5 protein-coding genes and 1 pseudogene are annotated in these 7,265 nt (G+C 73.4%); 5 read left to right on the forward strand and 1 reads right to left on the reverse strand.

Annotated elements, in window-relative coordinates:
- The first annotated feature begins 72 nt into the window (after window positions 1–72).
- On the forward strand, window positions 73–558 hold the full coding sequence (locus tag AB0I54_RS10410) for a MarR family transcriptional regulator (protein WP_363295487.1): 486 nt from the start codon (window positions 73–75) through the stop codon (window positions 556–558).
- Here the strand turns inward: AB0I54_RS10410 and AB0I54_RS10415 are convergent.
- Window positions 506–2,002, reverse strand: a complete 1,497-nt coding sequence (locus AB0I54_RS10415; RefSeq protein WP_363295488.1) for a glycosyltransferase family 39 protein — start codon at window positions 2,000–2,002, stop codon at window positions 506–508. The genes AB0I54_RS10410 and AB0I54_RS10415 overlap by 53 nt on opposite strands.
- Before the next feature lie 241 nt (window positions 2,003–2,243).
- On the opposite strand from AB0I54_RS10415, the gene AB0I54_RS10420 reads away from it, so the two are divergent.
- From AB0I54_RS10420 to AB0I54_RS10435, 4 genes and pseudogenes are all read left to right on the forward strand, one after another.
- Window positions 2,244–3,506: a glycosyltransferase family 87 protein gene (locus tag AB0I54_RS10420; RefSeq protein ID WP_363295489.1), complete on the forward strand. Its 1,263-nt coding sequence runs from the start codon at window positions 2,244–2,246 to the stop codon at window positions 3,504–3,506.
- 15 nt (window positions 3,507–3,521) lie between these two features.
- Window positions 3,522–5,132 (forward strand): glycosyltransferase family A protein, encoded by a 1,611-nt coding sequence (locus AB0I54_RS10425; RefSeq protein WP_363295490.1) that lies wholly within the window; start codon window positions 3,522–3,524, stop codon window positions 5,130–5,132.
- Window positions 5,133–5,169: 37 nt separating this feature from the next.
- Window positions 5,170–6,151 (forward strand): annotated as a pseudogene (galE, locus tag AB0I54_RS10430) (UDP-glucose 4-epimerase GalE).
- 29 nt (window positions 6,152–6,180) lie between these two features.
- Window positions 6,181–7,119, forward strand: coding sequence for an ADP-ribosylglycohydrolase family protein (locus AB0I54_RS10435; protein WP_363295491.1), 939 nt, complete (start codon window positions 6,181–6,183; stop codon window positions 7,117–7,119).
- The last annotated feature ends 146 nt before the right edge of the window (window positions 7,120–7,265 follow it).

Raw genomic sequence — 7,265 nt, forward strand, 5'->3', positions numbered from 1 at the left:
CTCACGACCACAAGTAGAGCACACAATTAAGTTGTACGCAACTGAATGGCGAGGCAGAGCTACCCTGGACCCATGACCGCCACGCCCGCTCCCGCCGCCGAGGCCGACTGGCTCCGCCTGGACCGCCAGATCTGCTTCTCCCTGCACGCCGCGTCCCGCGCCTTCAACGGCGTCTACCGCGTGGTCCTCAAGGACCTCGGGCTCACCTATCCGCAGTACCTGGTGATGCTGGTGCTGTGGGAGCACGGCGACCTGCCGGTCAAGAAGCTCGGCGAACACCTGCGCCTGGACTCCGGCACGCTGTCACCGCTGGTGAAGCGGCTGGAGGGGGCCGGTCTGGTACGGCGGGAGCGCAGCGTGCGCGACGAGCGCTCGGTGGATGTGCGGCTGACCGACGAGGGCGCGGCGCTGCGCGAGCGGGCGCTGCAGGTGCCGCGTCGCATCGCCGCCTCGACCGGTTTCGGGATCGACGAGATCAACGACCTGCGGGACCGCCTCGACCGGCTCACGACCGCCCTGGACTCGGCCGCGCTGGAGGGCGCACCGGACTCCCCGTAGCGAGGTGGCGGCGGACGTACAGCCGGATCGCCACCCGGTTCCGCACCGTCTCCGCGCCGACCGCGAACTGCCCGTTCAGGACGTCGAGTTTGACCCGCTCCACGGGATTGCGCGGCCGGCGGGGCGCGTCGAGCATGTACCGCTCGGCGACCACCCACACCCGGTCGAGCCCGGCCAGCCGGCGCCGCAGGAGGTGCGCGTCCACCTCGGTGCCGTACAGCGTCCCCGACTCGGGCGCCCCCACCGCCAGCGCCACGTCCCGCGTGCCCCGGAATCCCGCCGGATACGTCAGTGCCGCGCCACGCGCGTGCGAGGGCAGGAACAACACCGGGTCTCCCGGCCGGAGTTCGTGGGAGGCGACCACGGAGACGGCGGCCAGGTCGTCGGGGCGGTGGCGCGGAAGGCGGTCGTCGCGGAGCAGGGGCAGCTGGTGGGTAAAGGCGAGGGCGATGGCGAGGACACCCGTGAGAGTGAGGAACGAGGAGCCGGATCGCACCCGAAAGGGTGAACCGGTCCACAGCCGTGCCAGCGCCACGGCCACCCGATCGGCGCCGGTCGCGATCAGCAGCGGCGCCCCCGCGAGCGCGTAGAGCACATACCGGTCGACGTAGAGCGGCGCGGACTGCGAGGCGAGCATCAGCGTCACCGGCGGCACCACCGCCAGGGGCAGCGCGATGCCCGCGCAGGTCACCTCGCCGCGCCGCCCGGCCAGCCGGGTCATCCCGATCACGGCGAACACCAGGCAGGTCCAGTACACCTGCGACGTCGGCCCGGCGAAGGCCCGCAGCAGGTCCTGTGCGCTCTCCAGCGTCGGCTCGGTGAGCCACGCGAGCTGTGCCGACTGGGCGTGCGAGACGGCCACCATGGGGAGCAGCGTCAGGGCGACGGCGCCGGCCGCGCAGCCCCAGCCCCGCCACACCCGCCCGCGCACCCGCGCGAGCGCGAGCGTCACCGCGTGGGCGAGGAGCAGCAGGACCGCGAGTTCGTGCAGCCAGCAGGTGACGCCGAGGACCGCGCCGTACGTCCACCAGGACCGGCCGCCCGCCGTGACGGCCCGTACGAGCAGCAGGGTCGCGCCCGTCGCACCGGCCGCGACCAGCGCGTACGAGCGGCCTTCCTGCGCGTAGTGGCCGGCCATCGGGGTGATGGCGTACAGCAGGCCGGCCCACAGCCCGACCCGCGGCCGGACCAGCCGGGCGCCGAGCGCGGCGACCAGGCCCGCGGTCGCCGCCGCGCCGCACACCGACGGGAGCCGGAGCAGGACCTCGCCGGGGTGCGGGGCGAGGACGGCGTGCATGAGCAGGTAGTACAGGCCGTGCACCGCGTCCACGCCGTGCAGCAGCCGCCAGATCTGCGGCACCGTGCGCCGTGCGACCTGAAAGGTGACGGCCTCGTCGCGCCACATGGCGCCGCGGTCGAGCCCCCACAGCCCGATTAGGGTCATCACGGCCACGGGGACGGCCACGGCCAGTGCCTCGGCACGGCGGACGACACGGCCCGGCGACGGATTCGCCGGCGGTGCCGACCGTGCTCTCGGCAGCCGTTTCCGCGCCGGGTCCAACGGCGGTTTGAGCGGGGGCCCCATGTTCACCACGGCCCGATCTTGTGCGATTAGCCAACCTTTGCCGGGTATTGACGGCGTATCAGCACTATTACACCATCCGCGCGGCTTACGCTCCGGGGTGATGAACCGCCGTCACTCTCCCCTCGCGTCCCTGGCCGTCTCCTGGTTCGCCACCCGCGCCCTGATGCTGTGGCTGCTCGCCCACAACACCGAGCCCGTGCTCGGCCGGGGCGCGGTGGCGCGCGAGGTGTGGCGACTGTACTTCCACTGGTACGAAACCCTGTCCCACGGCTCCTTCCCGGCGCACGACACGCTGTGGCAGTACCCGCCGGGCGCGGGCGCGGTGCTGCTGTCGCCCGGACTGCTCCCGGACCTGACGTACTTCCAGGCCTTCGTGGTCCTCACGCTGACCGCCGACGCGCTGGTCACGGCGGCGCTGGCCCGCGCGGGCACGCGGCCCGGGCGCAGCCTGCTCGGGGCCGCCCTGTGGATCGGCGGGCTGCCGCTGCTGCTGCACCTCCCGCTCGCCCGGTACGACGTGCAGGTGACCGCCCTCGCCGTCCTCTCCCTGTTGACGATGTCGCGCTCCACGCGCGTGTGCGGGGCGTTCGCGGCGCTGGGCGCCCTGGTGAAGGTGTGGCCCGCGCTGGTGCTGCTGGGGACGCCCAGAGGGCCCGCGACGCGCTCCGCGTGGACGTGGGCGGGCGTGACCGGGGCCGCTTCGCTGGGGCTCTTCGTCGTCTCGTTCAACAATCCATTGGCCTTTCTGCGGCAACAGGGCAACCGGGGCGTGCAGATCGAGTCGTTGGGCGGTACGGCACTCAGCCTGGCGCGGCACGCCGGCTGGCCGGGCAGGGCCCGCTACCAGTACGGCGCGATCGAACTCGTCGGCCCGTACGTCTCCGCCGTGGCGACCGCCTCCCTCGCACTCACGGCGGCCGCCTTCGCGCTCCTGCTGCTGTGGCGGGTGCGGGCCCGGCACTGGACCGAGGCGACACCGTTCGACGCCGCGCTGTGCGCCGTCCTGCTGTTCACGGTCACCAGCCGGGTCATCAGCCCGCAGTACATGATCTGGCTGGTCGGTCTGGCCGCCGTCTGTCTGACCTCGCGGCACACCGTCCAGCGGCCGGTCGCCGTGCTGGTGCTGGCGGCGACCGCGGTGAGCGCGGTGGCGTACCCCACGCTGTACGCCGAGGTCGTGGGCTGCACCTGGACGGGCTGTCTGCTGATGCTCGTCCGCAACGGTCTGCTGGCGGCCGCCGCCGTGCTGTCCTTCGTCCGGCTGTGGCGCTCCGCACGACCTCCGGCCGGAGGTCCCGCGCCGATGACCGAGCCACGCTCCGGCTCCGGCCGGCTCGCGCATCGAGCGCTGAGCGCGCCCTGACGGGAGTTGGCACACATGTCCGCCCCTCCGGATGCCTCGCACCGCGCCCCTCACGCGGGCGTCGTCGTCATCGGCTACAACGACGCCGCCCATGTGAGGGACGCGGTGCGCTCGGCGCTCGCGCAAGGGCCCGCCGTGCGGGAGGTCGTCGCCGTGGACGACTGCTCCACGGACGGCAGCGCCGAATTGCTTGCGGAACTGGCCGCCGGGGAGCCGCGGCTGACGGTGGTGCGCCGACGGGTCAACAGCGGGGGCTGCGGCAGCCCGCGCAACACCGGCCTCGACGCGGTGACGGCGCCGTACGTGATGTTCCTGGACAGCGACGACGTACTGCCGCCGGGCGCGGTGGACGCCCTGCTCATGGCCGCGACCGGGACGCACGCCGAGGTGACCGGCGGGCTGTGCGTGCGCCGTGAGCTCCCCTCGGGGCGCGAGCGCCCGTGGCAGCCGGCGCTGTACCGGGCGCACTCGGTCGTCGCACGCCCTTCCCTGCGCCCCCGGCTCGTCCGCGACACCCTCTGCGTCAACAAGCTCTACCGCACCGGCTTTCTGCGCGAGCACGGCATCCGCTTCCCCGAAGGCCGCTTCCTCTACGAGGACTTCGTCTTCACCGCGCGCGTGCTGGCCGCCGGGCCGCGCATCGCCCTGGTGCCGGACCCGGTGTACGTGTGGCACGTGCGCCGCACCGCCGACCGGCTCTCGCTCTCCCTGGACCGGTCCGCCGTCGACAACTGGCAGGCGCGCACGCGGGCCTGCGCGCTGGCGTACGACATCCTGCTGGGCGCCGGGCAGAAGGAGTTGGCACGGGCGGCGCGCGCCAAGTTCCTCGACCACGAACTGCGCATGTACGCGCGCGAGCTGGGGTTGCACGACGCGCACTACCGGCGCGCGTGGTGGGCGCACACCCGGGCGTATCTCGCGCGCTACGACGCGACGGACTGGGAGCTCGACAACGCCGCCCCCGGCCGGCTGCTCGCCCGGGTCGTCCTGGAGTCCGCCGAACCACGCGACCTCCCCCGTCTGAGGGACCTGGCCGCCCGCCCGGCCCGGCTGTGCCCTCCCTACGCCCGCTCCTCCGACGGCACCCCCGTCTGGTCCGACACCCTCCCCCAGGTCACCCTGGCTCCCCTTCTGACCCGCCCCGTCCACCTCCTCCCCCTGGCCGTCGACGCGGAACTGCGCCCACGCGCGCGTGCCACCCGCCTGCGGCTGCGCCTGCACGAGCTGTACGGGCGGGTGGCACAGGCGGGCCCGGAGGCGGTGGAGGTGGAGTGGCGGGGACGGGAGGACGGCCGCACGTCCCTCTCCTGCACGTCCCCACTCGTCCCGTCCCACGACGGCACATGGTCGGCGGAGGTGCCCCTCGAACTCGACGCCCTCGGCACGGGCACCTGGGATCTGCGGCTGCGGCTGCGCTTCGCCCACGGCGTGCACCGGGACGTCACGGCGCACGCGGTCGCGGGCGCCGGTCTGCTGCGCCGACGCGCCGTTCCGAGCGCCCGGCACGGTGTACTGCTCGTACAGCCGTACGCCACGCACTCGGGGGCGCTGGCACTGCGCGTGGCAGCCGGGACACGGGGGGTCGTGGCCGTGGCCCGCGGAAGGCTGCGGCGCCTGCTTCACTGAGTTCCGATCGGGTCACTCTACGAGGGGACGGCCGCACATGACCTGGCTGATCACCGGCGGCGCCGGCTACATCGGGGCACATGTCGTACGGGCGATGGCCGAGGCGGGTGAGCGGACGGTGGTGTACGACGACCTGTCCACCGGCCTCGCCGAGCGCGTGCCCGACGGAGTCCCCCTGGTGGCGGGGTCGACGCTGGACGGAGACCGGCTGGCGCGCGCCCTCGCCGAGCACTCCGTCACCGGTGTCGTGCATCTCGCGGCGAAGAAGCAGGTGGGCGAGTCGATGGACCACCCGCTGGAGTACTACCGGGAGAACGTGGAGGGTCTGCGGGTCCTCCTGGAGGCGGTGACGGCGGCGGAGGTGCCCTCGTTCGTGTTCTCGTCCTCCGCGGCCGTGTACGGCATGCCGGACGTCGACCTGGTGCGGGAGGAGACGCCGTGCGTGCCCCTGTCGCCGTACGGCGAGACGAAGCTGGCGGGTGAGTGGCTGGTCCGCGCCACCGGCCGGGCGACCGGGCTGTCCACGGCCTCGCTCCGCTACTTCAACGTGGCTGGCGCGGCCGCCCCGGAACTGGCCGACGAGGGCGTCTCCAACCTCATCCCGATGGTGTTCGAGAAGCTCACGGAGAACCTGGCCCCGCGCATCTTCGGCGACGACTACCCGACCCCGGACGGCACCTGTGTGCGGGACTACATCCACGTGGTGGACCTGGCCGAGGCCCATGTGACCGTGGCCCGCGCCCTGCAGTCCTCGGCCGGCCACGATCTGACCCTCAACATCGGCCGCGGGGACGGGGGTTTCGGTCCGGGAGATGATCGACCGCATCAACGCGGTCACCGGCTACCACCGTCCCCCGACGGTCACCCCGCGCCGCCCCGGCGATCCGGCCCGGGTCGTCGCCTCCGCCGACCGTATCGCCATTGAGCTGGGCTGGCAGGCCAAGCACGACGTCGAGGACATGATCACCTCGGCGTGGGAGGGCTGGGTCCGCACACATCCGGAGGCGGCGCGCACCTGACCGTAACCGGAGGGCCTTAGTCTGCCCGGATGACCGAGTCTCCGCGCATCGAACGCGCCATCGGCGCAGTGATCGGCTCCGCGGTCGGCGACGCCCTGGGCGCGCCCTTCGAGTTCGGCCCCGAGGGGGCCTTCTCCGCCCGCTTCCCGAAACCGGGACAGGGCGGCGAGATGTGCGGAGGCGGCGGCTGGGACCCCGGCGAGGCGACCGACGACACGCAGATGGCCGTGCTGGTCGCCGAGTCCCTGCTGGAGTGCGGCGGGCTCCGACTGCCCGACCTGTTCCGGCGCTTCCAGCGGTGGGCGGCCGCCGACCCCAAGGACATCGGGCTGCAGACCGAGGCGGTGCTGGGCAGCGGCGACCCGTGGGACACGGCGGCCGCGCTGCACTTCCAGAGCAGCCAGCGCGGCGCCGGAAACGGAGCGCTGATGCGGGCCGCGCCGTCCGCCGTGCACTTCGCGGGCCTCGGGCGGGACGGCACCATGGACGCCGCCCGGCGCATCTCCGCCCTCACGCACGGGGACCGGGCGGCATGGGAGGGGACCGCGCTCTTCCACGAGCTGGTGCGGGTCGGCCTGGACGGCGGCGACCCGCTGGACGCCGTACCGGAGGCGCTGCGGCAGGTCCACCCCGATCACCGGGTCCGGTACGCGGACGTCCTCGCACCCGACTGGCACCCCGACCTGGCCACGGAGTTCAACGGCGCCGTCTGGCCCTGCCTGGGCTCGGCCGTCTGGGCCCTGCGGACCACGTCCACGTACGAGGAAGCGATACGCACGGCCGTCGACCTCGGCGGCGACACGGACACCGTGGCGGCCGTCACCGGTGGCCTGGCCGGCGCGGTGTACGGCATCGACGCGGTCCCGACCCGCTGGACCGAAACCCTCCACGTCCCACTCCCGGGCTTCGGGGGGCGGGTACTACGGGCAGAGGAACTGACGGAACTGGCACGACGCCTGGCGGATTAGGAGCCGCAAGCCAGTAGCTGTCGTAACTGCAGGCAGTCGTGCCTCCCCCAAGCTCTTCGAGCAGGGGGGACCCCCAGGCGGCACGGGTGGGCGATGGGGGTCCCCCCTGCTCGAACGAAGTTGAGAGCTTGGGGGAGGCACCCCGC

The organism is Streptomyces sp. NPDC050625, assembly GCF_040654755.1.
Taxonomy (GTDB): Bacteria; Actinomycetota; Actinomycetes; order Streptomycetales; family Streptomycetaceae; genus Streptomyces.

Coding starts and splice junctions, on each gene's coding strand:
- AB0I54_RS10425 (WP_363295490.1), top strand. CDS start 3,522: ATGTCCGCCCCTCCGGATGCCTCGCACCGCGCCCCTCACGCGGGCGTC.
- AB0I54_RS10415 (WP_363295488.1), bottom strand. CDS start 2,002: ATGACCCTAATCGGGCTGTGGGGGCTCGACCGCGGCGCCATGTGGCGC.
- AB0I54_RS10410 (WP_363295487.1), top strand. CDS start 73: ATGACCGCCACGCCCGCTCCCGCCGCCGAGGCCGACTGGCTCCGCCTG.
- AB0I54_RS10435 (WP_363295491.1), top strand. CDS start 6,181: ATGACCGAGTCTCCGCGCATCGAACGCGCCATCGGCGCAGTGATCGGC.
- AB0I54_RS10420 (WP_363295489.1), top strand. CDS start 2,244: ATGAACCGCCGTCACTCTCCCCTCGCGTCCCTGGCCGTCTCCTGGTTC.